Origin of the sequence: Thioalkalivibrio sulfidiphilus HL-EbGr7, assembly GCF_000021985.1 — a bacterium.
GTDB lineage: Bacteria > Pseudomonadota > Gammaproteobacteria > Ectothiorhodospirales > Ectothiorhodospiraceae > Thioalkalivibrio_A > Thioalkalivibrio_A sulfidiphilus.
This window is the reverse complement of sequence record NC_011901.1, coordinates 915,368-936,906: the sequence shown is the minus strand read 5'-3', so window position 1 is coordinate 936,906 and position 21,539 is coordinate 915,368. Positions and strand designations below refer to the sequence as shown.

The window sequence follows — 21,539 nt, the reverse complement described above, 5'->3', positions numbered from 1 at the left end:
TCCCCTGGCCCTGGGCGTGGTGGGTGAGACCCCCTACCAGGGTGCCCGCCCCCACGTGCACCTGCCCCGTGAACACGGCGCAGACCGCAAACGCCTGGAGCGGCTCAAGGCCGCCCGCCTGATCGTGCTGGGCGATGCGGACAATCGCTTCGACCTGGTGTCCACCGGCCCTGCCGACCGCGTGTGGCTCAATGTCCGCAGCAGCGAGGTGGCCGGAACCGGCTGCCGGCTGGTCACCGTGTCCGACGAAGCCGCGGCGGGGCTGCTGCCCGGGGCCCACCTCACCGGCGACCCCACCGCGAGCCTTGACGCACTGCCCGAACTGCCGGAGCGCAGCGAAGACCTGTGCGAACGCTTCAGGGAATACCGGGAACGGGAGCACCGGGTGTTCTACGTGCCGGACACCGGCCCCGGCGAGGAGGCGGTGGCCTTCGGCGTGCTGTTCGAACTGCTGCGCCGGCAGACCGCCATCATGATCCTGGCGCCCCGGGACCCGGCCCGCCACGAGCCCGTCTACCGGGACGCCATCAAGTACAGCCTGCCCATCATTCGTCACAACCGGTTGATGACCTCCTACGTGCCGCGCAAGAACCGGGTCTACTACGTGGAGGACGCCGACACCCGCACTGCCCTCTACCCCTGCGCCGATCTGATCATCCCCGGCGGCAGCCTGGTGGCAGAGATGCAGGCCCCGGACCTGATCACCCCCCTGCTGGGCGAGGTTCCCGTGCTGCTGGGCCCCCATGGCAGCCGTGACCCCCTGGCCCGTGCCGCGCTCCAGGCCGGCGTGGTGGCTCAGGCCGACAGCGTCGAGACCCTGGCCGCCCGGGCGGAGGCCCTGCTCGGCGACCTGGCACAGGCACGCCGCCAGGCGCAGGCCGCCCGCCGCTGGCTAGACCACCAGGTCGGCGCCCTGGAACGGGTGCTGGATTTGCTTTGACGGGGTTTGGAAGTCTGGAAGGAAAGCCTCACCGCAAAGGACGCGAAGGATATCGCCAAGGACGCAAAGGTATCTCTGTTCAAGGGCATTCCTTCGTGCCCCTCGCGCATCCCTTGGCGTCCTTCGCGGTGAGGCTTTTGCATTACTTGAAGACACAAACCCCGGAAAACCCGGACGGACGGTCGCTTAACCCCACCACAAGGTCGGGTTTTGCTGCGCCGGGAGTCCCACGTGTTCTAGAATTGAGTCTGAGTCCAAAGGTTTCGGGAGTTTCCCCATGGCCATCACCCCCGCAGCGGGTTTCGCTCTGAACGGCATCCAGCGCGGCATGGAGGGTCTGCAGCGCAACGCCGCCGACATCGCCAGCGCCGATCGCCTCAATGGCGAGGCCACCACCAGCGTGGTGGAACCCCTGGTGGGCCAGATCCAGAACTCCACCCAGATCGAGGCCTCGGTGAAGGTCCTCCAGGCGGAGAACCGCATGCTGGGCGCCCTGCTGGACGTGAAGGCCTGACACCCCCGCCGCCATGATCATCGACACCCCGGTCGTCATCCCGCCCAGCGTGCCGGCCAACCGGCCGCCGCCCTCCGACCGCCCCGGCGGCGGTGCGACCGCCGTGCCCACCGAATCCCCACGCCCCCTGGCCGATCCGGAACAGGGTGCCGCCGGCCGGCGCAACGAGGAACAGGCTAACGCCGAGAACCGCCCCGGACGCAACGACGCGGAGCTGGCCAGCCGGGCCCGGCTGGACGTGGCCCGGGAGCAGTCCCGGGAAGAGACCCGCGGCCGACCCGAATCCGCACGCAATGCCGAGACCCGCGAACGCTCGGACGACGACACCGTCCTGACCCGCGAGCAGATCCAGCAGCTGCGGGATCGCCTGGAGGCCCGACTGGCCACCGAGACCCCCGGTGCCACCCTGCGCAGCGTGGAAGTGGCCATCTGAGCCGTTCTTCAGCGCGCGACCTGATTCCACACATAACAAGGGGCGACCAGACGGTCGCCCCTTGTGCGTTTGGGCCGGCTTCGGAAAGCCGCGCAGTCGGCCTGAAGGCCGACCCACGCCCGCCCACCATCTCCCGTAGGTCGGCCTTCAGGCCGACTGCGATGCCCCCGTCACCCCTGACGCCTCACAGCGGCCAGACGATCAGAAGCATGGGCACCGCCACCGCCACCACCAGTACCTCCAGCGGCAGGCCCAACCGCCAGTAATCCCCGAAACGCAGGCCGCCCGGTCCCAGGATGAGGGTGTTGTTCTGATGGCCGATAGGGGTGAGGAAGGCGCAGGAGGCACCCACCGCCACGGCCATCAGGAAGGTATCCACGTTCACCCCCAGCTGGCCGGCGATGCCGATGGCGATGGGACACATGACTGCCGCCGTGGCGGCGTTGTTCATCAGGTCCGAGAGCATCATGGTCACCACCAGGATCAGCAGCAGCGCGACGATCACGTGGCCCTGGGCCAGGGTGTCCACCATGAACTGGGCGACCAGGCCGGCAAGCCCGGTGGCCTGCATGGCGCCGGCCACGGGGATCAGCGCCGCCAGCAGCACCACCACCGGCCAGTCCACCGACTGATAGACCTGACGCAGGGCGACGGTACGCACCAGCAGGGACAGCAGCACCCCGGCGGCAAAGGCCAGGGCGGCGGGCACGCCCAGGGTGGCCGCCGCCACCGCCATGCCCATGATGCCCGTGGCGAGGATCGCCTTGCGACGATCCGGGATGGTCAGCGCGCGCTCCGCCAGGGGCACGCAACCCGCGTTGGCGGCGAATTCCGAGATCGCTTCCGGCGAACCCTGCATGAGCAGCACGTCCCCCGCGCGCAGGGGCGTTGCCCGCAGGCGAGTGGCGGAACGCCGGCCCTGACGGGAGATGGCCAGCAGGTTGATGCCATAGCGGGTGCGCAACTGGATGTCACTGGGGGTCCGTCCGATCACCGAGGACTGGGGCAGGACGGCCAGTTCCACCAGGCCGATCTCGTCCTCCCTGGGTGCTTCCTCCTCGACCTCCTGGTCCTTACTGGCCTTGACCTCGTGCTTCGAGGTGCTGGCGATCTCGACCGCCTCCCCTTCGTCCTCCTCCGGCGCGACGGCCTCTTCCAGCTTGAGCCCCAGACTGCCCAGCACCCCCGCCAGGGCCTCGGCCTCGGCCTGGATCACCAGGATGTCGCCAGCATGGATCCTGCGGCCCGGATGGGGCGCCACCATGCGCACCTCGTGACGCACGAGGCTCACCACATGGGCATCCTGGTCCCTGAGTTTCTCGTCCACATCCCGCAGGCAGCGTCCGGCCAGCTCGCTGTCCTCGTGCACGCGCACCTCGGTGAGATAGGCCTCGGTCTCGAAACCTTCCGCACCCGGCTTGCGGGCCGGCACCAGGCGCCAGCCCACCAGGGCCACGAACAGCACGCCCAGGGCCGCCACCGCCAGGCCCACCGGGGTGAAATCGAACATGCCGAAGGGGCCCAGGCCCGCCTCGGCGCGAAATCCCGAGACGATCAGGTTGGGCGGCGTACCCACCAGGGTGATCATGCCGCCCAGGATGGTGCCGAAGGCCAGCGGCATGAGCACCCGTGCAGGCGCCACCTCCATGCGCGCGGCCACTTGCAGGGCCACCGGGATGAGCAGGGCGAGCGCGCCCACGTTGTTCATGAAACCGGACAGCAGGGCGCCGAGCCCCGTGAGCACGGCAATGGTGAGTGTCGGACCGGCGGCGCCGGGCATGACCCGGCGCACCAGCGCGTCTACGGCGCCGGAGGTCTGCAGCCCGTGGCTCAGGACCAGCACGCAGGCCACGGTGATCACCGCGGGGTGGGCAAAGCCGGAGAAGGCCTCGGCGGAAGGCACCAGGCCTAGGGCGACGCTCGCCAGCAGGGCCGCCACCGCAACCACGTCATGGCGCCAGCGTCCCCAGAGGAACAACACCAGGGTGGCGAGCAGCACCCCGGCCAGCAACCATTGATCCGTGCTCAAGGCTGTACCTCAGGCCCGAGAAGCGGCCGAGTGGATGGAACGGCTCAGGTACGGATGGTCACCAACACGGCGCAGGGCGAGCCCGAGACCACCTTCTGGGCCACGGAGCCCATGAACAACCGGCCCAGACCACTGCGGCCCAGGCTGCCGAGGACGATCAGGTCGGCACCGGTCTCCGCGGCCACCTCCAGAATGGCCTCGGCGGGCTTGCCTTCCAGCGTGCGTCCGTCGAAGGGGATACTGCCCGCAGCCTCCTGGGCACGGGCCACGGCGTCGTAGGCCTGGGCATGGACATCGTCGGCGGAGCCCGGCGCATAGACCGACACGGCGGTGAGCGGCAGTTGCAGACGGCTGGCCAGATCGACGGCGCCAGCCACCGCCGCATCGCCGAACTCGGACCCGTCGGTGGCCACGAGGATGCGCGCAGTCGGCAGGGTGGTGCCCGCGGGCAGCATCATGACGCTGCACCGGGCCTTTTCCATGAGACGGTTGATGGTCTGGCCCTTGAGCAGGCGGGCGAACTCGCTGCGCTCGTGACGGCCGAGCATGATCAGGCCGCAGCCGAGCTTCTGGGCCGTGGCGGCGATCTCGCCATAGGGGTCGCTGCTGGTGCGCACGTAGGTGTCGGCGCTCAGGCCCTGTGCCACGGCACGCTCCTTCAGGCCGTCGATATAGGCCTTGGCCTCGTCACCCGCCTCCGCCACCCAGCGGGGCATCTCAGCGGCCTGCTCGGGCGTGGTGACCACCACGCGCAGGATATGCAGACGCGCACCCACACGCGACGCCAGCTCCAGGGCAGCGGCCTCCGCGGCCTGGCTGTTTTCGGAGGCGTCGGTGGCCAGCAGGACGTCCTGCAACTGCCCCAGGGGGGATTGGGAATCGGTCATGTCACGCTCCTGACGGAATGATTGGGCGGATATTTGTTCTGTGCTCAGGATAGCCGATGACCCCCCGGGACGCATCACCCGGTCGAGATGGCAATGACCAGGGTCAATGCCAGCGCGCGTAACGGGCGGCGAGCGCCGCATCCCGCTGCACCCAGTGAAAAGCGTGGGGCATAAAAAAGCCCGGGGTTGAACAACACCCCGGGCAAGACCCACAGAAGGTCTCGGAGAAGACGGCTTCAGAAAGTCATGTTGCTAGAACCGATAGCGGGCCCCGGCCTCGAAGCTCCGTTCGGGACCGACGTAGATACCCTGGCGCAGTCCACCGATGTAGCGTTCATCGGTGAGGTTCTTCACGGCACCGAAGACGCTGAGACGGGCGTTCACGTCGTACATGCCGGTCAGGTCGAAGGTGTAGTAACTCGGCATGCGGCCACCCCAGACTCCGGTCTGCACGAAGTCGACCGAGTTCTGTCCATCTCCGTACTGCTCGCTCACATAGTTACCGGACAGGGCCGTCTTGAGCGGGCCGGAGATGTAGCCCACGCTGAGATTGGCAACCAGTTCGGGGGAGTACGGGAGCCGATTACCCTTGTCGATGCCGTTGCCCCTGTCCTCGCGGTATTCCGAGGTTGGGATGTAGGTCAGGTTGGCATCCACGAACACCCCGTTGGCCCAGTCATAGCCCAGCATGAACTCCAGCCCCCGGTGCAGGGTGCTGCCGGCGTTGGCATTCGCCAGATCACCACTGACCGCCGGGGTGACCTGATTGCTGAAATCCATCTGGAAGGCGGTCATCTCATACCGCAGATTGCCCTGACGTCCTCGCACACCCACTTCCACGTTGGTCGACCGCTCGGCATCCAGCTTCTGGTCCACGCCCGTGACGATCGACTGGTTATTGAGCGGCGGCGCAAACGCCCTGTAGATGCCGCCATAGAACTGGACCTGGGGATTCAACTGAAACGTGGCGCCGACTCCGGGCAGCAACTCGGTATTGCTGGACTTGCCGTCATTGGCGTTATTCACCCGGTCATCGCGACGCTGCTCATAGGTCTCGACCCGCAGACCCGGCGTGATGGCCAGACGGTCGTTGACAAAGAAGCGGTTCTCGGCAAACACGGCCAGACTCTGGGCCGTCTGTTTTTCATTGCGGTCGACAAGCCCGTGCCGGGGCTGCTCACGGGTGGCCCTCACCCTCGTATCGATCATGCTCTCGTCCATGTAACGCAGACCAATCTCCGCTTCATTGCGCATGCCGAAGCCTCCATGATCCACTCGCAGACGGGAGTCCATGCCCACCCGTTCGAATGCACGGTTGTTGCCGGTCACCGAATCGCTGTAGTTCCACTGGGTCAGACCATCGATCACCGTGGTGGGACTGCCGCCCACCAGGTCGAAGCGCCAGTAATCGCGATACATCTGGCTCCAGTAGAGGACCGTGTTCAGGCGTGCGGCATCGCTGATCTGCCATTCGTGGTTGACGTCGAAGGCCTGGCGTTCCGTCAGGAAGTAGTCATCGGGGGCCGGGTTGAACTTCGCCCCCGCCTCATAGGCATCAGGAAACAGGCCCCGGTAGGAGATGTTGGCGTCGTTGTTGTAATGGCTGAACTTGACGCCGATCCACTGATCCTCGCCGACGGCCATGCCGCCCTTGACCATGACATCGGACATCCTGTAACCCTTGTCCATGAAGCCATCGCTTTCGGCCCACGTGACCACGGCGCCGATGATCGCGTCACCCGAGGGTGCGCTGCCGCCGAGTTCCACGGTGGATTCACGCAGGTTGTGCGAACCGACACGACCGCTGACCACCACGCCGTCCTCGGGCGTCTTGGTCAGGTAATTGATCACGCCACCGACGGTATTCGGACCGTAACGCACTGCCGCAGGCCCCTTGAGCACCTCGACCCCCTCCATGCGCTGGATGCGCGGGTTAAAGTAGCGCCCGTTGCCAACGAACAGACCGGGAGCCACCGGCACACCATCCTCGAGAATCAGCGTCTTGTAATCCGACGCGCTCAGGCCGCGGATGCCGATGTTGGCGACCACCGCGGACTCCTCCTCCCGCTTGATATGAACACCGGGCACGTGCCGCAGTGCATCCTCGGTGGATAGCGGTTGCCAGAGTTCCAGGTCCTCCTCGGTGACCACGACCACGGCACCCGGCTGGCGGGCTTTGTCCTCCTCTGCCGAGCCGACCACCTCGATCCTGGGCAGCAGCTGGCCTTCCGCCATGGTGGTTGCGGGCAGTAGCACCAGCGTGCCCAGGGCAGCTGCGACGGCGCAGGGCAGGCTGCGCAGTGAAAACAGGGCGCCCGGATCCGGGCGTCTCGACGGACAGGTACTCGCGGACATGTGCATGTCTCCTTCAATAGGTCGTTCAGAGGAATGGCTGGCTGAAGACCCCGGGAGACTGCCTGGAGGACAGAGGGACTTTCTGGCTGGCTGTTTGGATATCATCAACGGCTGCCGGTAGCGGCACCGCTGTCGGTCATTTGGTCAGGATGAGCTTCCCCTGCCGGGTCACGCGCAACACGTAGCGCTCACCCCCATGGTCGATCTGCAGGCGCCGCTGACGACCCAGCAGTACATGGCTGGACACCACGCGCGCGGGACTCCCTGCAAGGGATTCTCCGGTTTCACGCCCAGGTGTGATCTGCGCGTCCTGATTTTCGGATTTCATGGCGTCACTCTCCTTCCGGCTGGGTGATGAAGCCGATGCGCACCACACCCGCCGAGCGTGCCCGCGTGAGCACCCAGGCCACCCGCTCATAGGGGGTCTCCTGGTCGGCACGCAGGTGCAGTTCCATGTCCGAATGCTCCGCCGCCGCCCGGGCCAGGCGGATTTCCAGACGCTCCGCGGCAACGGGGTCGTTGTTCCAGTACAGTCCGCCTTGGGCGTCTATGCTCAGAGTCACGGTCTCGGGCCTGAGCTGATTCACCTCGTGGCTGGCCTTGGGCAGGTCCACCTTGACCGCATGGGTGATCACCGGCGCAGTGATGATGAAGATCACCAGCAGCACCAGCATGATGTCCACCAGGGGGATCACGTTGATCTCCGCCATCTCGCCCGCACCGTCCTGACTGAAGCCGCCGAAGGCCATCAGGCGGACTCCGCCACGGCCTGAGAGCCGTTCATGTCCGGCTGCTTGATGATGCCCGTGGCCACGGCGGCGCCGGTGGTCAGGTAGGCATGCAGGTCGTGGGCGAAGGCATCCATCTCCTGGGCCAGGCTGCGGTTGAAGCGATGGCTGGCGTTGTAGGCCAGCACTGCCGGGATGGCCGCCGCCAGACCCGCTGCCGTGGCCACCAGGGCCTCGCCCAGGGGGCCTGCCACCACTTCCATGGAGGCATTACCTGCGGCAGCGATATCCATCAGGGCGTGATAGATGCCCCACACGGTACCGAACAACCCCACAAAGGGCGCCGTGCTGCCCACGGACGCGAGCACCGTCAAACCGCTCTGCTGACGCGCCTGTTCACGGCCCAGGGCGTTGCGGATGGTGCGCACCAGAAATTCGTCGCTGCTGCAGGCGTCTCCCAGTCTCTGCGGATCCCGGCTGCGGTAATGCTTGAGTCCGCGGATGCCTGCCCGCGCGATGGCCGCCAGGGGAGAGCCGGACTGTTCCGCCCGTGCCAGGGCCTGGGCATCACCTCGGGCATCCCAGAACGCCTGCTGAAAGGCACGATTGTCCCGGCGTATGCGCAGCGCCGTGACCGTCCTGCCGAAGATCAGGGCCCAGGTGGCCACGGACATCAGCAGCAGGATCAGGAACACCCCGATCAGCACCCAGTCCCCCTGCTCGAACACCAATCCAATATCCATCTCAACCCTCCAGTCTGAATACGATGGGCACCACCACCCAGGCCTCCACCGGGTGTGTCCCCTGTCTGGCCGGCGCGAAACGCCAGCCCTGCACCGCCGCCTGCGCCGCCTGATCCAGCCGGCTCGATCCGCTGGAACCGGCGACCACCACTTCGGCCGGCCGACCGTCCGCCGTCACCCGCACCCTCAGCGTCACCTCGCCCTCTTCCCGCAGGCGCCGCGACAGGCGCGGGTAGGCCGGCGGCGGGTTGTCCAGGTAGTCGGCCTGATAGTCCGGCGCACGCACCGCCGTCTGGGCATCGCCCGGTTCGGCCTGGAGTGCCTCGTCGGTCTGCTGGTTCGCCTGTGGCCCGGACTCCGCCTGCGCCATTTCCCGCGTCGACTCGGGCTCGGGTTCGGGCTCGGGTTCGGGCTCGGGTTCGGGCTCGGGTTCGGGTTCGGGTTCGGGTTCGGGTTCGGGTTCGGGTTCGGGCTCGGGTTCGGGTTCGGGCTCGGGCTCGGGTTCCGGTTCCGGTTCCGGTTCCGGTTCCGGTTCCGGTTCCGGTTCCGGTTCCGGTTCCACGGGACGATCGCCTTCAGCAGACATCACCGCCAACGGCTCAGGCTCTGGCCTTGGCGGCGTCTCTGGTTGCGGCTGAACATCCGGTTCCAGCCTCGCCGGGGCCGCGGCCTGTACCAGGGCCACCTGCACCACCGGGGCGGCCTCGAAGACCTCGGCGGGTCGCTCCCTGAGCATCCAGGCCAGGGCGCCACCGTGCAGTAGTACGCTGATGGACACGCCCCAGGCCAGCCAACGACCGCCACGACCAACGGACTGAGGACCCGGAGACACTGGCTGGCTGATGGCTGGCTCAAACACGAACGCGAGTATGAATACGAATCGTTCTCATTGTCAATAAAGACCTGGTCACAAACCAGTCTCTCGCGGAGGCGCAGGGTCACTGGGGAACCCCAAAAAGGCCCTCACGCCTAGGCGCAAAGACACCCCATGAAACACGTTCTTTGCCAGATCCAGGCCCACCGTAATCCTCTCGGATACGGCCTCCCCCTTCTTCATTCGATGGTTGTTAACGCCTCCCTCGCGGCACTTCAGATGCCGAGCCAGAAGAGGCAGGAGAGCATCTCATCGCCAAGAAAAGCTTTTGAAACTGTTGAATCTTTCTTCGCGTCATTGCGTCTTTGCGTCTTTGAGAGAAATCAGATTTCGATCTTCCCAGCGCCTCCGCGAGAGAATGGTTTTGGGTTCAGCGGGAAACCGCGGTGTGCCACCCAACCTGATCCTGACGACACAAAAAAGCCCGGTCCGAAGACCGGGCTTTCCGGGGTACATGGAACGGTCAGTCAGTTAGAGCCGCGACAGGATCAGGCTGTTCAGGCGACGCACGAAACCGGCAGGATCTTCCAGCTGGGCACCCTCGGCCAGCAGGGCCTGGTTGAACAGGATCTCGGCCCACTCGCCCAGCTGGGCCTCGTCCACGTCCTTGAGCTTCTGGATCAGGGCGTGGCCCGGGTTGATCTCAAGCACCGGCTTGGTGGACGGCAGTTTCTGGCCCGCCTGGCGCAGCAGCTGCTGCATGTACAGGGCCATGTCGTGCTCGTTGAGCACGATGCAGGCAGGCGAATCCGTCAGGCGATGGGAGACGCGCACGTCCTCCACCTTCTCGCCCAGGGCGGCCTTGAGCCTGGCAACCACGTCGCCGGCCTCCTTCTCCGCGCTCTCGGCGGCCTGCTTGTCCGCCTCGCTCTCCAGCTCGCCCAGGTCCAGGGCACCCTTGGACACGGACTTGAAGGGCTTGCCGTCGAACTCGGTGAGATGGCTCATGAGCCACTCATCCACCCGGTCGGAGAGCAGCAGCACCTCCACCCCGTGTTTGCGGAACACCTCCAGGTGCGGGCTGTGGGCGGCGGCGGCGTGGCTGTCGGCGGTGATGTAGTAGATGGCCTTCTGGCCTTCCTTCATGCGCCCGATGTAATCGGCGAGCGACACGTTCTGGGTGGCCTCGCCCGTGTGGGTGGAGGCAAAGCGCAGCAGGCCGGCGACCTGCGCCCGGTTGGCGTAGTCCTCGGCGGGGCCTTCCTTCATCACCTGTCCGAAGGCGGACCAGAAGGCCTGGTAGTCCTCGGGCTTGTCCTTGGCCAGTTCCTCCAGCAGGCCCAGCACCTTCTTCACGGAACCGGCACGCATGCCGTCGATCAACCGGTTGTTCTGCAGGATCTCGCGGGAGACGTTGAGCGGCAGGTCGCTGGAATCCACCACGCCGCGCACGAAGCGCAGATAGGCGGGCATGAGCTGCTCGGCGTCGTCCATGATGAACACCCGGCGCACGTAGAGCTTGATGCCATGGCGACGGTCCCGGTCCCAGAGATCGAAGGGCGCACGCTTGGGGATGTACAGCAGCGTGGTGTACTCCTGGCGGCCCTCCACCCGGTTGTGGGTCCAGGCGAGCGGGTCCTCGAAGTCGTGGGCCACGTGTTTGTAGAACTCGCGGTATTCCTCGTCCTTGATCTCGTTGCGCGAACGGGCCCACAGGGCGTTGGCCTTGTTCACCGTCTCCCATTCATCGCCCGGCTCGCCCTTGTCATCGAAGGCACGCATGTGGATGGGCAGGGGGATGTGGTCGGAGTAGCGGGTGATGATGTGGCGCAGGCGGTAGCCGTCCAGGAACTCGTCCTCGTCGGCCTTCAGATGCAGCACGATCTCGGTGCCGCGATGGGGCGCCTCCACGGTCTCGATGCTGTACTCGCCGGTGCCCTCGGAGACCCAGCGCACGCCGTGCTCAGGCCCCATGCCGGCACGCCGGGTGGTCAGCTCCACCCGCTCGGCGACGATGAACGCGGAGTAGAAGCCCACGCCGAACTGGCCGATCAGGTGGGCGTCCTTGGCCTGGTCGCCGGTGAGCCGGGAGAAGAACTCCTTGGTGCCGGACTTGGCGATGGTGCCGATGTTCTCGATCACCTCCTCCCGGCTCATGCCGATGCCGTTGTCGCGGATGGTGACGGTGCGCGCGGCCTTGTCGAACTCCACCTGGATCTCAAGCTCGCCCTGCCCTTCCAGCAGGGCGTCGTCGGCGAGGGCCTCGAAGCGCAGCTTGTCGCAGGCATCCGCCGCGTTGGAGACCAGTTCGCGCAGGAAGATCTCCTTGTTGGAATACAGGGCATGAATCATGAGGTGCAGCAGCTGGCTCACCTCGGTCTGGAAGCTCAGCGTTTCCTTGTGACCGGCGACGGACATGGGACCTCCCTTGGATCAGGCAGATTGAAAATGGACGCCATCCCGCGAATCTGTGGCGGGTCAGCGCACGAAGCTGTATTCAACAAATGGGGTCTTGGCGGGGGATTTCAAGCGTCGGGGATGGCCCAGTGCAGGCGGCTGCCACCGGCGCCGCCCGGCGCGAGGCAGTCGACCAGCCAGGGCTGCAGGTTCGCCAGGGCCTCGTGGAGCCGCCAGGGCGGGTTGAGGATGCAGAGCCCCGAACCGTTCAGGCCCGCCGGGGTGTCCAGGGGCGCGGTCCACAACTCCGCCACCAGCATGGGGCCGGGCCGGGCCGCCTCAAGCTCACGCAGCATGGCCTGGTGCCGGCCGGCCGCGAGCAGCGGATACCAGAGCAGGTACACCCCGGAAGGCCAGCGCCTGGCCGCGGCCGTCAGGGCCCGGGCCGCCGCCTGATATTCCTCGTCACGCTCATAGGGTGGATCCACCAGCACCAGGCCACGCCGCTCCGCCGGCGGCAGCAGGGCGCCCAGCAGTTCCCAGCCGTCGCGCCGGTGCACCGCCACCTGGTCATCCCGGGCGAAGAAGCCCCTGAGGGACTCCCAGGCCGCCGGGTGCAGTTCGCCGAGCACCAGGCGATCGCCGGGACGCAACAGGCCTCGGGCGATGGCGGGCGAGCCGGGATAGGCGCGCTCGCCATGGCTTGCGCGGAAGGCTTCGAGCAGCTGCAGGAACGGGGCGATGGCCTCGGGCGCGCCGGGGCACCCCATGAGCCGCCCGACCCCCTCGCGCCACTCGCCGGTCTTCTCGGCCCACTGGCTCGCCAGGTCGTAACCGGCATCGCCGGCGTGGGTGTCCAGCACGCAGAAGGGCTTGGCCTTGGCGGTCAGCGCCTGGACGATCCAGGCCAGCACCGCGTGCTTGTGCACGTCGGCGAAATTGCCCGCGTGAAAACCGTGTCGGTAGCTCAGCATGGGGATCAGCGCGGGGCCGCGGGACGGACGGGATCGGCCGGGGCCTCGCGCAAGGTATCGGTGCGATTGACCGGGGAATCCGGGTGCAGCAGGTAGGCGGCGATATCCAGGATCTGCTCCGGCGTCAGAAAGCCGTTATGGCCGAAGCGCGGCATGGCGGAACAGGGCATCTGGGACTGGGGGTTGTAGATGCGCTCATAGAGATGGCGCAGGGACTCGGGATCGAGGCCCCGGCCGATGCCGTAACCGGCCAGGGATGGCCCCAGGGTGCCGCCGGCATCGTCCCGGGGTTCGAGCATGTGGCAGGCCTGGCAGTTGCCGCCATTGGCACGGCCCGGGTCATCGGGACGCCGCGCGCCCACCCGGCCACCGTAGCCGCTGCGGGCCAGCTCCGCCCCCATCACCGGATCACCCGGCCTGAGCCCGCCCTCGGGATAACGGATGCGCGCCCGTTCCCGATTCAGGATCTCCTCGCTCAGGGCGGGACCGGGCTGGTTGCGCGCGCGGCTGCAATCCAGCTGCGTATCATCCTGCACCAGGCGGCGGGCCTCCTGGCCGGAGAGATCGCCCCAGCTGTCGCGGATCACCGCCTCCACCTGACGCTCCAGTGCGCTCAGCCCGCGCGCCTGTGTCGTCGCGGACAAGCCGGCCAGCAGGATCAGCAGGATCAGGGCTGCGATGCCCAGGGCACGCTCAGCGGCGAATGCTGGGCACATCGATCACCCCTCCCCTGCCCTGCTCGGTGAGATACAGGATCAGCGCCACGGTGGCATCGGAGACATACTCCACATCGGGGAGGCGCATCTGCCAGTGGCAGTCCCACAGACGGTGCTGGAGCGTGCGTACCGTGCCCTGGGACACCCGGTAGGTGGGCCAGCTGCCCATCACCTCGCGCACCTGCACGGGGTTGCTGATGTTCATCAGGGTCTGCAGGCGGATGCGCCGGGACTCCCGGCTGTGACAGGTGGCGCAGGACATGTCCAGCGGTCCGCTGCGACGATGGAACAGGGCCTCGCCGATGCGATACAGCTCCAGTTCCCGGGGATGTTCCAGCTGCACGGCCAGCGGCATACCGTTAGAGCGGGAGGCCACGTACACCGCCAGGGCCTCCATGTCCGACTCCCGCTCGCCGGTGGAGAAGGCATCCTGGAGCAGTTGCGCCCGGTCAAAGCCCTGCAGGTTCACAATGCAGTGCACCAGCCGGGACTCCAGGTCCTGCACCCGGCCCGCGTCCTCGAAATAGCGCGGCAGGGCGGCATAGGCGCCATCCAGCACACCAGCGCCCAGGCCCAGGTCACATGCCTCCAGGGAGACGGCATTGGGGCCGCGGGGGGCATGAAACAGCTGCTGCCCCCGTGCCACCCACAATTCCCCGGGATTGCCCTCCCGCAGCATGCGCCGGTACTCGGCGATGCTGTCGGCGCCTTCCTCGGGCACCGGGGCAGGCTGGGCCAGGACAGGTCCCGCACCGAGGCAGGCGAGAAGGATTGGCAACAACAATACGCGCATGCCGCCATTTTAGTGTCGTGCACGGCAAATATCTTGTCTTTGAATGCGCATCAGCAGACACATAGGGCGGGCCGTGCCCGCCGTCAGCCGCAGGCTCCCGATCAGCAGGCCGCCCCATGCGCAAGCGCGGCAGGCCTGGAGGTCACGCACATCGCGACAGGTAGGCGACGAGGCACACACCGTCACCGTCGCTCTAGACCACATCTGCTGACAAAAGAAAACCGCCGGCGCATGTATCAAAGCACCGGCGGCTCATCAATGCGGCGCATCCCTGCGCAACGATCGTCCTGTTATTTGTTGACCGGGGAATCCGGGTGCAGCAGGTAGGCCATGATGTCGGCAATGGCCTGTTCATTGAGCACGCCCTTGTAGCCCATGCGCGGCATGTTGGTGCAGGGGAAATAGGCGTGGGGGTTGTAGATCATCTCGTAGATGAAACGACGCGTGGCCTCGCTGTCACCGCGGCTCTTGCCATAACCGGTCAGGCTCGGCCCCAGGGAGCCACCGGTACGCTGGGGTGAGAGGGCATGACAGTTGTAGCAGGCGCCGTCCGCTGCACGCCGGCTGTGGTCGTCGGACTGATCCGCGAGGCGGAAGCCGAAACCACCCCAGGCGAGGTTGCCGCCCCGCTGCCAGTCACCCAGCTGGATACCACCTTCCGGATACTTCATCGAGGCCCTCGCCTCGGCAATGATCCGGCCTGCCTGTTCGGGGCTGGGCTGGTTGCGGGTCTGGGAGCACAGCATCTGCAGGTCATCCTGCATCATGCGCTCCCGGGCGGTCGTCCCCTCCTGGGTGGGCATGTCCAGGCGGAAGCTGTTGGACTCGAAGATCAGGTACTCGCCCAGTTCCTTGGCGCTCATCTTCGTGTAGTCGACCTTGCCGGATGCATCCGCCTTGCCGGACTCGGGTCCGGCACAGGCAGTGACCAGCAGCATCAGCGTGATCGCGGCTAGCACGGCCGCAAAGCGGGTCTTGTTCAGGGTCATCATCTCAAGTCTCCAGTCTGCGTCGGGATCAGCGCTTCATGTCAGGCAGGATTGCCGGCTGGCCGCGCGCGAGATCGGTCCAGTAAGAGATCAGCGCGATGGTGGCATCGGAACCGCCGATGGGCACCGCGTGACGCATCTGCCAGTAGCACTCGCGCACCCGGTGCTGGCTGCTGCGCACGTGGTCGTGGCCCACGCGGAAGGCAGGCCAGGAGACTGCCTTGGTCCACTCCTCTGGCATGCTGGAGTTAGGCAGCACCGAGGCGCGCACGCGCTTGCCGGTCTGGGTGTGGCAGGTGGCGCAGTTGAAGTCCATGGTGCCGCTGCGGCGGAAGAAGATGTACTCACCGGCATCGCGCATGGCCTTCTCCAGCGGATGCTTCATGGGCGGATTCCAGGGCATGCCGCTCGACTGGGCAGCAATGTAGGTCTGCAGCTTCATGTGGTCCGAGTTGGAACCGTCACGCACCCGCACCGCTGGGTCATCCGCGGCAAAGCCCTGGATGGTCATCATGCAATGCACCAGGCGGGTCTCCAGGTCCATGACACGCCCGGTATCGGCGAAGTAGCGGGGCAGTTCGGTGTAGGCGCCCGCCAGCACGCCGGGGCCCTTGCCGAAATCGCAGCTTTCAAGGGAGACGTTGTTGGGCCCCCTCGGCGTGTGGAACAGGGCCTTGCCATCCTCCATGGTCCACAGGGCGGGATTGTCCGCCATCATCATCAGGTTCTGTTCGCTCTGGGTCAGGTAGGCTGAATCCACCTTGCCTATCAACGCCTCGAGCACCAGCACGGGATCCTTCGCCGGTTGCGCATGGGCCGCGACGCCGATCGCCAGGGCCACGGGCAAGGCCAGCAACACTTTCTTCATCATGGAAAAACCTCCACCACAACGGTGACTTCGGTTAAGGGGGATGATGTGCACCGCACAAGTTCCCGGTCCCTGGGACGGGCCGGGGCTCGTTGAGGCAGAACGGGGGGACAGCACTGTCGGGGCTACCACAGTCGTCACACCACCGACAGAAAACCACGTCCTGCCGACGGAGCAACCGCAGCACGAGCCTCGAACTGAAGCGAGGACCGGTTACAGCGGTGGCATCAATATGCGCCAACGCCGGATCTTGTCAACAAGAATAAGTGTTCGATTAATTACTTATTTTTCACGTCCAGTACAGAGACACAGAAACGAAAAAGGCCACCGGCTGACGCCGGTGGCCTCAAGGCTTCGCTGAACGCCGAAGCGACAGCTAGAACATCAGACGCTTACTTGTTGACCGGGGAAGCCGGGTCAAGCACGTAAGCCATGATGTCGGCAATCGCCTGCTGGCTCAGCAGCCCGTTGGCACCCATGCGGGGCATGCTGGTGCAGGGGAAGTAGGCATGAGCGTTATAGATGATCTCGTAGACAAAACGACGGGTGGCGTCGTTGTTGCCACGGCTCTTGCCATAGCCGGTCAGGCTGGGGCCCAGGTTACCGCCGACACGGTCGGTGGCCATCTGGTGGCAGTTGTAGCAGTTGCCGCCGACTTCACGGTTGCTGTGGTCGTCGTTGTTATGACCCACGCGGAAGCCGAAACCGGACCAGGCCAGTTCACGGCCCTTGCGCCAGTCACCCAGCTGAATGCCGCCTTCGGGGTAGACGATGGAGGCACGGGCATCGGCGATGATCTGGCCGGCCTGCTCCGGGGAGGGCTGGTTACGGGTCTCGGAGCAGATCTTCTGCAGGTTGTCCTGCGTCTGACGCTCACGCACCGTGGTGCCTTCCTGGGTGGGCTGATCCAGACGGAAGCCGCCGGCCTCGAAGATGAGGTATTCGGCCAGTTCCGCAGAGCTCATCTTGGTGTAGTCAGGCTTGGCCGCCGTGGCGGTGTCAGCCGTATCGGTGGCGGCGCAGCCAACGATCAGCAGGGCCGCAAGGGCGGCGGCACCGGCCGCAAGGGTGGTTTTCTTGATCAACATCATTTTCTATCTCCTGTTGCGTCCGGGATCAGCGCTTCATGTCGGGCAGGATGGCCGGCTGGCCACGCGCGAGATCGGTCCAGTAGGAAATCAACGCGATGGAGGCGTCGGAGCCGGCCACGATCTGGCCCTGACGCATCTGCCAGTAGCAGCCGCGCACACGGTGCTGGGAGCTGCGCACATGGTCATGACCCACGCGGAAGGCGGGCCAGGAAATCGCCTTGGTCCACTCCTGCGGCACGTTGGCGTTGGGCAGTACGGAGGCGCGGATGCGCTTGCCGGACTGGCTGTGGCAGGTGGCGCAGTTCATGTCCAGAGCACCAGCACGACGGAAGAACATCTGCTCACCGGCGTCACGCAGGGCCTTCTCCAGCGGATGGCTCAGGGGCGGATTCCAGGGCATGCCGTTGGAGTAGCTGGCGATGTAGGTCTGCAACTGCATGTGGTCGGAAGTGTTGTTGTGACGCGCGCGCACGGCCGGGTCATCGGCGGCGAAACCCTGGATGGTGCGCATGCAATGTACCAGGCGAGTTTCCAGATCCATCACGCGGCCGGTGTCGGCGAAGTAACGGGGCAGTTCGGCGTAAGCGCCTTCCAGAACGCCAGGACCCTTGCCGAAATCGCAGGTTTCCAGGGAGACGTTGTTGGGACCGCGAGGCGTGTGGAACAACGCCCTGCCATCCTCGGCGATCCACAGGGCGGGGTTGTCCGGCATCATCATCAGGTTCTGCTCACTCTGAGTCAGGTAAGCGGAATCGATGGAATTGATCAACCCCTGAAGAACATCCTCCGGGTTCTTCGCGTGAGCCGAGACCCCGACGGTCAGGGCCAGAGGCAGCGCCAGCAAGGCTTTCTTAAACATGGAAACCTCCATCTATAGATTCACTTCGTTCGCGGCAGGGATGACCATCCCAAGACAACCTGTCGGGTCCAGACATGCTTTCCATGATGATCTTGAAACGAACAGGAGACCTGGATTGGCCGTGCCACAGTTTTTTATTTGACGAAAACAACGTTGGAGTGACGGCCTAAGATGCGGACCACTCGCTGCATGGCGTGGGCGCCACCGCGAACACAGCCCAGACTACTTGCATACCAACCTCCCAAGACTTTCTGTTTTCTTATCTGCAGTCATGAGCGAGCCCTCTCCCGATACATCCTGCTCATGACTGGGCTATAGCCTGATAAAGCACTGGGGCAATGTCAAGAAACAGAAAAACAACAGCATTTTCTAATATAGCGTGAACCCGTGTTAGAACGCGGCACTACGACTGCAGTGATGCAGCAGATCCCGAATTTATTCGCAGTCAGATGGAATTCATTGCGCACGCGGTGAATCCAGAATCACGCATCACGCGCCTCGTGGCGCAGCAACCAGGCCTTGATGCCCACATCCGCGCCCCGCGTACTGCCTCCGTAACCGCCCAGTCCGCCACCCGCGGGCACGACACGATGACAGGGCACCACGATGATGACCGGATTGCGCGCGCAGGCGCCGCCCACGGCGCGCGCACCACTGGCAAGCGCGTGGGCGATCTCGCCGTAGCTGCGTGTTTCACCGCAAGGGATTTCAAGCAAGGCCGACCAGACCCGGCGTTGAAAGGGCGTGCCCTGCTCGGCCAGCGGCAGATCAAAACGAAACGCGGGATCGTCGAAGTAACAACGAAGCTGACGCGCCACTTCCGCGGACAAGTCATGACGCGGCGCACAAAGCGGTGTCGTGTCGGAAAGATAGTCGATGGCGCTCAGCAGCTTGCCGCCATCGCAACGAATGCCCAGACGCCCGACGGGCGTCTGGATCACGGCATCATGGTCCATGGTGATCTCCCAGCCAACCTGCTAGCCCGCATATCTCACCGGGATCGCGGGAGCAGGCGAAGGATTCGTGCCCGTAGGCGCCGCTCTGGAACGAAACCCATAGCAATAGCTATGGGTTGAGTGAAGAGCAAGCCTACGGGCGCGAAGACGAGCCTGAACCGCGATAGGACTCCGGCGGGAACAGACTGTCATGCTGAGGTCGGCGACCATTTCGACGTATTTGACTGATGTGTCAACCTGTTGCGCGCCAGCCGGTGTCCGACCGGTGAGATATGCGGGCTAGAGCTTGAACTGGGATACCAGCCCGCGCAACTCGGCGGAAAGACGGGACAGATCCTGGGTGGCCGTGGCCACCTGGCCAGCGGCACGGGCATTGACCTCGGCCACGTCGCTGATGTTGACCACGTTGCGGTTCATCTCCTCGGCCACCTGGGTCTGTTCCCGGGATGCCACGGCGATCTGGGTGTTCATCTCGTTGATGGTCTTGACCGCCCCGGTGATAGTGCCCAGGGACGTCTTTGCACCGTTGGCGGCCTCGACCGTGGCGTGGGCGCGCTTGCGCCCGGACTCCATCACCTCGACTGCCTTGCGGGAGGCGGCCTGCAGGCGCTCGATCATCTGCTGGATCTCGCGGGTGGACTCCTGGGTCCGTGAGGCCAGCGTGCGCACCTCATCGGCCACCACCGCAAAGCCACGGCCCTGCTCACCGGCGCGCGCCGCCTCGATGGCCGCGTTGAGCGCCAGCAGGTTGGTCTGCTCGGCGATGCCGCGGATCACGTCCATCACCGAGTCGATCTTCTCCGCGTCCTGACCGAGGCTGTCGATCACACCGGCGGCGTTCTCCACCTCATGGGCCAGATCGGTGATCGAGGCGATGGCCTCGTTGACGATGCGCTCGCCGTCCTGCGCGGCCCGATCAGCGGAATGCGTGGCATCGGCCGCAGCACCGGCGCTGCCGGCCACCTCCTGGGAGGTGCTGAACATCTCGTTCATGGCGGTGGCGACCCGGTCAGTCTCGTTACGCTGACGCTCCACGCCCTCGTTGGTCTCGGCACAGATCACCGACATCTGTTCGGCCGCACTGGAGAGCTGGGAGACCGCATCGGTGACCTGGCCCATGGCGTTGCGAATCTTGGCCACGAACTGGTTGAAGGCACGCGCCAGCGCGGACAGCTCGGGGCCACCCTGTTCCTTGAGGGTACGTGTCAGGTCGCCCTCGCCCTGGGCGATGTCTTCCATGGCGACGATGGCCTGGCGCAGGGGACGCACGATGGCGCCGGCCAGCACGATGGCCGCCAGCACGCCGAGGGCCAGGCCGATGAGCAGGAAGGTGAGCATGACGCGCTGCGCCGTCTGACCCTGGTCCACCAGGGCCTCGCTGGTGACCTGGATGCGCCCTTCCAGACGCGACACCAGATCGTTGATGCGTTCCTTGCTCTGCAGCAGCAGCGGGCCCACCTGGGTACGGATCAGGTAGGCATCGCGATGGGACTGCTCACTGCCGTGCACGCGGAACAACTCGGCAAGACCTTCCTCCAGCTCGGCCTGAAGGCGTACCAGTTCCTCGAGGGCCATCTCCTGTTCGAAGTTGAGCAGGAAACCGCGCTCCTGGATCGATTGCAGCAGGCTGCGATTGCGATTGAGGTACAGCTGGGTATTCTCGCGGGAGGCGGTGTCACGAAAGGCGACGAATCCCCGGATGCCGGCCATGATGTTGCTCATGCCGTAACGCACCTCGTGGAAGTCGTTGAACAGCTCCCTGCGCGTCTCACTGAGATCCTCGCTCATCTCCGTGGCCGCCATCTGGGAGATGTTCTGCAGGTACTCCTGGGCAAACGGATTGAGCCGGACCGCGGAGATCTCCATGGCGGGCATGTTGAGGCTGAGATCGGTGGCCACCGCCACCATCTCGTCACGGTAGCCCATGAAGGACTCCGCCTCCGCGGCGATGGCAGTCACCAGCCGGTTGAGCTCCGGATCGGCCTGAACCAGGGGGGCGGAGACCAGTTGTGTCACCGATTCGCGCAGACGCCTGAGGTTCGCATCATAGGCGTCACGATGCACGTCCTCCTTGCTCATCAGGTAGAAGCCCAGGGAGGAGGCAGCGTTGTGCAGTGCGCTGTCCACCTCCATGGCGGCCAGGGTCACCGGCTGCACCTCGCCCACCATCTCGTCCACCATGACCCGGGTGGCCTGCAGGCCGCGCAGACCGATGAGGGAGACGATGAGCAGGATGGCAAGGACGAAGGCGAAACCGGCCAGCAGCTTGAAGCGGATGGACAACCTGGCGAGGGCATTGAACATGTCGAACTCCGGCGGTCATTCCCCCATGGTTTTTTGACGCCATCCGAGTGGATTCCGGCGCCGGGGGATCGTTAGTGTTCTGTCTATCTCATGCTATCGGCGGTGGGGCTGAAAATCTTTAATGTCGCAGGAACACCGGACCGGCGGTG

20 protein-coding genes are annotated in these 21,539 nt (G+C 65.5%); 3 read left to right on the top strand and 17 right to left on the bottom strand.

Features of this window, described 5'->3' with window-relative positions:
• Window positions 1–19: 19 nt before the first annotated feature.
• The 3 genes from TGR7_RS04300 (at window position 20) to TGR7_RS16735 (ending at window position 1,887) form a co-directional block, all read left to right on the top strand.
• A complete protein-coding gene (locus tag TGR7_RS04300; RefSeq protein ID WP_148211463.1) occupies window positions 20–940 on the top strand; it encodes a 3-deoxy-D-manno-octulosonic acid transferase in 921 nt (306 codons plus the stop codon).
• Window positions 941–1,217: 277 nt separating this feature from the next.
• Window positions 1,218–1,454: a hypothetical protein gene (locus TGR7_RS04295; protein WP_012637448.1), complete on the top strand. Its 237-nt coding sequence runs from the start codon at window positions 1,218–1,220 to the stop codon at window positions 1,452–1,454.
• A gap of 13 nt (window positions 1,455–1,467) precedes the next feature.
• On the top strand, window positions 1,468–1,887 hold the full coding sequence (locus TGR7_RS16735) for a hypothetical protein (RefSeq protein WP_012637447.1): 420 nt from the start codon (window positions 1,468–1,470) through the stop codon (window positions 1,885–1,887).
• Window positions 1,888–2,071: 184 nt separating this feature from the next.
• Here the strand turns inward: TGR7_RS16735 and TGR7_RS04285 are convergent, their stop codons facing one another.
• The 17 genes from TGR7_RS04285 to TGR7_RS04205 form a co-directional block, all read right to left on the bottom strand.
• Window positions 2,072–3,916 (bottom strand): SLC13 family permease, encoded by a 1,845-nt coding sequence (locus tag TGR7_RS04285; protein ID WP_012637446.1) that lies wholly within the window; start codon window positions 3,914–3,916, stop codon window positions 2,072–2,074.
• Between the two features lie 44 nt (window positions 3,917–3,960).
• Window positions 3,961–4,803 carry a universal stress protein gene (locus TGR7_RS04280; protein WP_012637445.1) on the bottom strand — a complete coding sequence of 281 codons (843 nt, stop codon included), beginning with the start codon at window positions 4,801–4,803 and terminating at the stop codon, window positions 3,961–3,963.
• Window positions 4,804–5,055: 252 nt separating this feature from the next.
• Complete coding sequence (locus TGR7_RS04275) at window positions 5,056–7,158, bottom strand: TonB-dependent receptor family protein (protein WP_012637444.1); 2,103 nt, start codon at window positions 7,156–7,158, stop codon at window positions 5,056–5,058.
• A 136-nt stretch (window positions 7,159–7,294) separates the two neighbouring features.
• Window positions 7,295–7,486 (bottom strand): hemin uptake protein HemP, encoded by a 192-nt coding sequence (gene hemP / locus TGR7_RS04270; RefSeq protein WP_012637443.1) that lies wholly within the window; start codon window positions 7,484–7,486, stop codon window positions 7,295–7,297.
• Between the two features lie 4 nt (window positions 7,487–7,490).
• Complete coding sequence (locus TGR7_RS04265; RefSeq protein ID WP_012637442.1) at window positions 7,491–7,907, bottom strand: ExbD/TolR family protein; 417 nt, start codon at window positions 7,905–7,907, stop codon at window positions 7,491–7,493.
• Window positions 7,907–8,629, bottom strand: a complete 723-nt coding sequence (locus TGR7_RS04260; RefSeq protein ID WP_012637441.1) for a MotA/TolQ/ExbB proton channel family protein — start codon at window positions 8,627–8,629, stop codon at window positions 7,907–7,909. The genes TGR7_RS04265 and TGR7_RS04260 overlap by 1 nt, the downstream gene beginning before the upstream one ends.
• Before the next feature lies 1 nt (window position 8,630).
• A complete protein-coding gene (locus TGR7_RS04255; RefSeq protein ID WP_012637440.1) occupies window positions 8,631–9,365 on the bottom strand; it encodes an energy transducer TonB in 735 nt (244 codons plus the stop codon).
• 609 nt (window positions 9,366–9,974) lie between these two features.
• Window positions 9,975–11,861 (bottom strand): molecular chaperone HtpG, encoded by a 1,887-nt coding sequence (gene htpG / locus TGR7_RS04250; RefSeq protein WP_012637439.1) that lies wholly within the window; start codon window positions 11,859–11,861, stop codon window positions 9,975–9,977.
• A 107-nt stretch (window positions 11,862–11,968) separates the two neighbouring features.
• The gene (locus TGR7_RS04245; RefSeq protein ID WP_012637438.1) at window positions 11,969–12,814 is read right to left on the bottom strand and encodes a 23S rRNA (adenine(2030)-N(6))-methyltransferase RlmJ; all 846 of its coding nucleotides are present in this window, start codon (window positions 12,812–12,814) and stop codon (window positions 11,969–11,971) included.
• 5 nt (window positions 12,815–12,819) lie between these two features.
• Complete coding sequence (gene soxX, locus TGR7_RS04240) at window positions 12,820–13,530, bottom strand: sulfur oxidation c-type cytochrome SoxX (RefSeq protein ID WP_012637437.1); 711 nt, start codon at window positions 13,528–13,530, stop codon at window positions 12,820–12,822.
• Window positions 13,508–14,308 (bottom strand): sulfur oxidation c-type cytochrome SoxA, encoded by an 801-nt coding sequence (soxA, locus tag TGR7_RS04235; protein ID WP_245523027.1) that lies wholly within the window; start codon window positions 14,306–14,308, stop codon window positions 13,508–13,510. The genes soxX (TGR7_RS04240) and soxA (TGR7_RS04235) overlap by 23 nt, the downstream gene beginning before the upstream one ends.
• A 305-nt stretch (window positions 14,309–14,613) precedes the next feature.
• The gene (soxX, locus tag TGR7_RS04230; RefSeq protein WP_012637435.1) at window positions 14,614–15,315 is read right to left on the bottom strand and encodes a sulfur oxidation c-type cytochrome SoxX; all 702 of its coding nucleotides are present in this window, start codon (window positions 15,313–15,315) and stop codon (window positions 14,614–14,616) included.
• A gap of 25 nt (window positions 15,316–15,340) precedes the next feature.
• Window positions 15,341–16,183: a sulfur oxidation c-type cytochrome SoxA gene (gene soxA / locus TGR7_RS04225; RefSeq protein WP_012637434.1), complete on the bottom strand. Its 843-nt coding sequence runs from the start codon at window positions 16,181–16,183 to the stop codon at window positions 15,341–15,343.
• A gap of 389 nt (window positions 16,184–16,572) precedes the next feature.
• On the bottom strand, window positions 16,573–17,271 hold the full coding sequence (soxX, locus tag TGR7_RS04220; RefSeq protein ID WP_012637433.1) for a sulfur oxidation c-type cytochrome SoxX: 699 nt from the start codon (window positions 17,269–17,271) through the stop codon (window positions 16,573–16,575).
• A 25-nt stretch (window positions 17,272–17,296) separates the two neighbouring features.
• Window positions 17,297–18,130 carry a sulfur oxidation c-type cytochrome SoxA gene (gene soxA, locus TGR7_RS04215; protein WP_012637432.1) on the bottom strand — a complete coding sequence of 278 codons (834 nt, stop codon included), beginning with the start codon at window positions 18,128–18,130 and terminating at the stop codon, window positions 17,297–17,299.
• Between the two features lie 482 nt (window positions 18,131–18,612).
• Entirely contained in the window at window positions 18,613–19,086 is a 474-nt protein-coding gene (locus TGR7_RS04210; protein WP_012637431.1) for a methylated-DNA--[protein]-cysteine S-methyltransferase, read from the bottom strand.
• A gap of 279 nt (window positions 19,087–19,365) precedes the next feature.
• Window positions 19,366–21,390 (bottom strand): methyl-accepting chemotaxis protein, encoded by a 2,025-nt coding sequence (locus TGR7_RS04205; RefSeq protein WP_012637430.1) that lies wholly within the window; start codon window positions 21,388–21,390, stop codon window positions 19,366–19,368.
• Between the last annotated feature and the right edge of the window lie 149 nt (window positions 21,391–21,539).

Bases quoted from the DNA above. Each gene is read 5' to 3' on its own strand.
- TGR7_RS04295 (WP_012637448.1), top strand. From the start codon at position 1,218: ATGGCCATCACCCCCGCAGCGGGTTTCGCTCTGAACGGCATCCAGCGC.
- TGR7_RS16735 (WP_012637447.1), top strand. From the start codon at position 1,468: ATGATCATCGACACCCCGGTCGTCATCCCGCCCAGCGTGCCGGCCAAC.
- TGR7_RS04280 (WP_012637445.1), bottom strand. From the start codon at position 4,803: ATGACCGATTCCCAATCCCCCCTGGGGCAGTTGCAGGACGTCCTGCTG.
- TGR7_RS04275 (WP_012637444.1), bottom strand. From the start codon at position 7,158: ATGTCCGCGAGTACCTGTCCGTCGAGACGCCCGGATCCGGGCGCCCTG.
- hemP (WP_012637443.1), bottom strand. From the start codon at position 7,486: ATGAAATCCGAAAATCAGGACGCGCAGATCACACCTGGGCGTGAAACC.
- TGR7_RS04265 (WP_012637442.1), bottom strand. From the start codon at position 7,907: ATGGCCTTCGGCGGCTTCAGTCAGGACGGTGCGGGCGAGATGGCGGAG.
- TGR7_RS04260 (WP_012637441.1), bottom strand. From the start codon at position 8,629: ATGGATATTGGATTGGTGTTCGAGCAGGGGGACTGGGTGCTGATCGGG.
- TGR7_RS04255 (WP_012637440.1), bottom strand. From the start codon at position 9,365: ATGCTCAGGGAGCGACCCGCCGAGGTCTTCGAGGCCGCCCCGGTGGTG.
- htpG (WP_012637439.1), bottom strand. From the start codon at position 11,861: ATGTCCGTCGCCGGTCACAAGGAAACGCTGAGCTTCCAGACCGAGGTG.
- TGR7_RS04245 (WP_012637438.1), bottom strand. From the start codon at position 12,814: ATGCTGAGCTACCGACACGGTTTTCACGCGGGCAATTTCGCCGACGTG.
- soxX (WP_012637437.1), bottom strand. From the start codon at position 13,530: ATGTGCCCAGCATTCGCCGCTGAGCGTGCCCTGGGCATCGCAGCCCTG.
- soxX (WP_012637435.1), bottom strand. From the start codon at position 15,315: ATGATGACCCTGAACAAGACCCGCTTTGCGGCCGTGCTAGCCGCGATC.
- soxA (WP_012637434.1), bottom strand. From the start codon at position 16,183: ATGATGAAGAAAGTGTTGCTGGCCTTGCCCGTGGCCCTGGCGATCGGC.
- soxX (WP_012637433.1), bottom strand. From the start codon at position 17,271: ATGATGTTGATCAAGAAAACCACCCTTGCGGCCGGTGCCGCCGCCCTT.
- soxA (WP_012637432.1), bottom strand. From the start codon at position 18,130: ATGTTTAAGAAAGCCTTGCTGGCGCTGCCTCTGGCCCTGACCGTCGGG.
- TGR7_RS04210 (WP_012637431.1), bottom strand. From the start codon at position 19,086: ATGGACCATGATGCCGTGATCCAGACGCCCGTCGGGCGTCTGGGCATT.
- TGR7_RS04205 (WP_012637430.1), bottom strand. From the start codon at position 21,390: ATGTTCAATGCCCTCGCCAGGTTGTCCATCCGCTTCAAGCTGCTGGCC.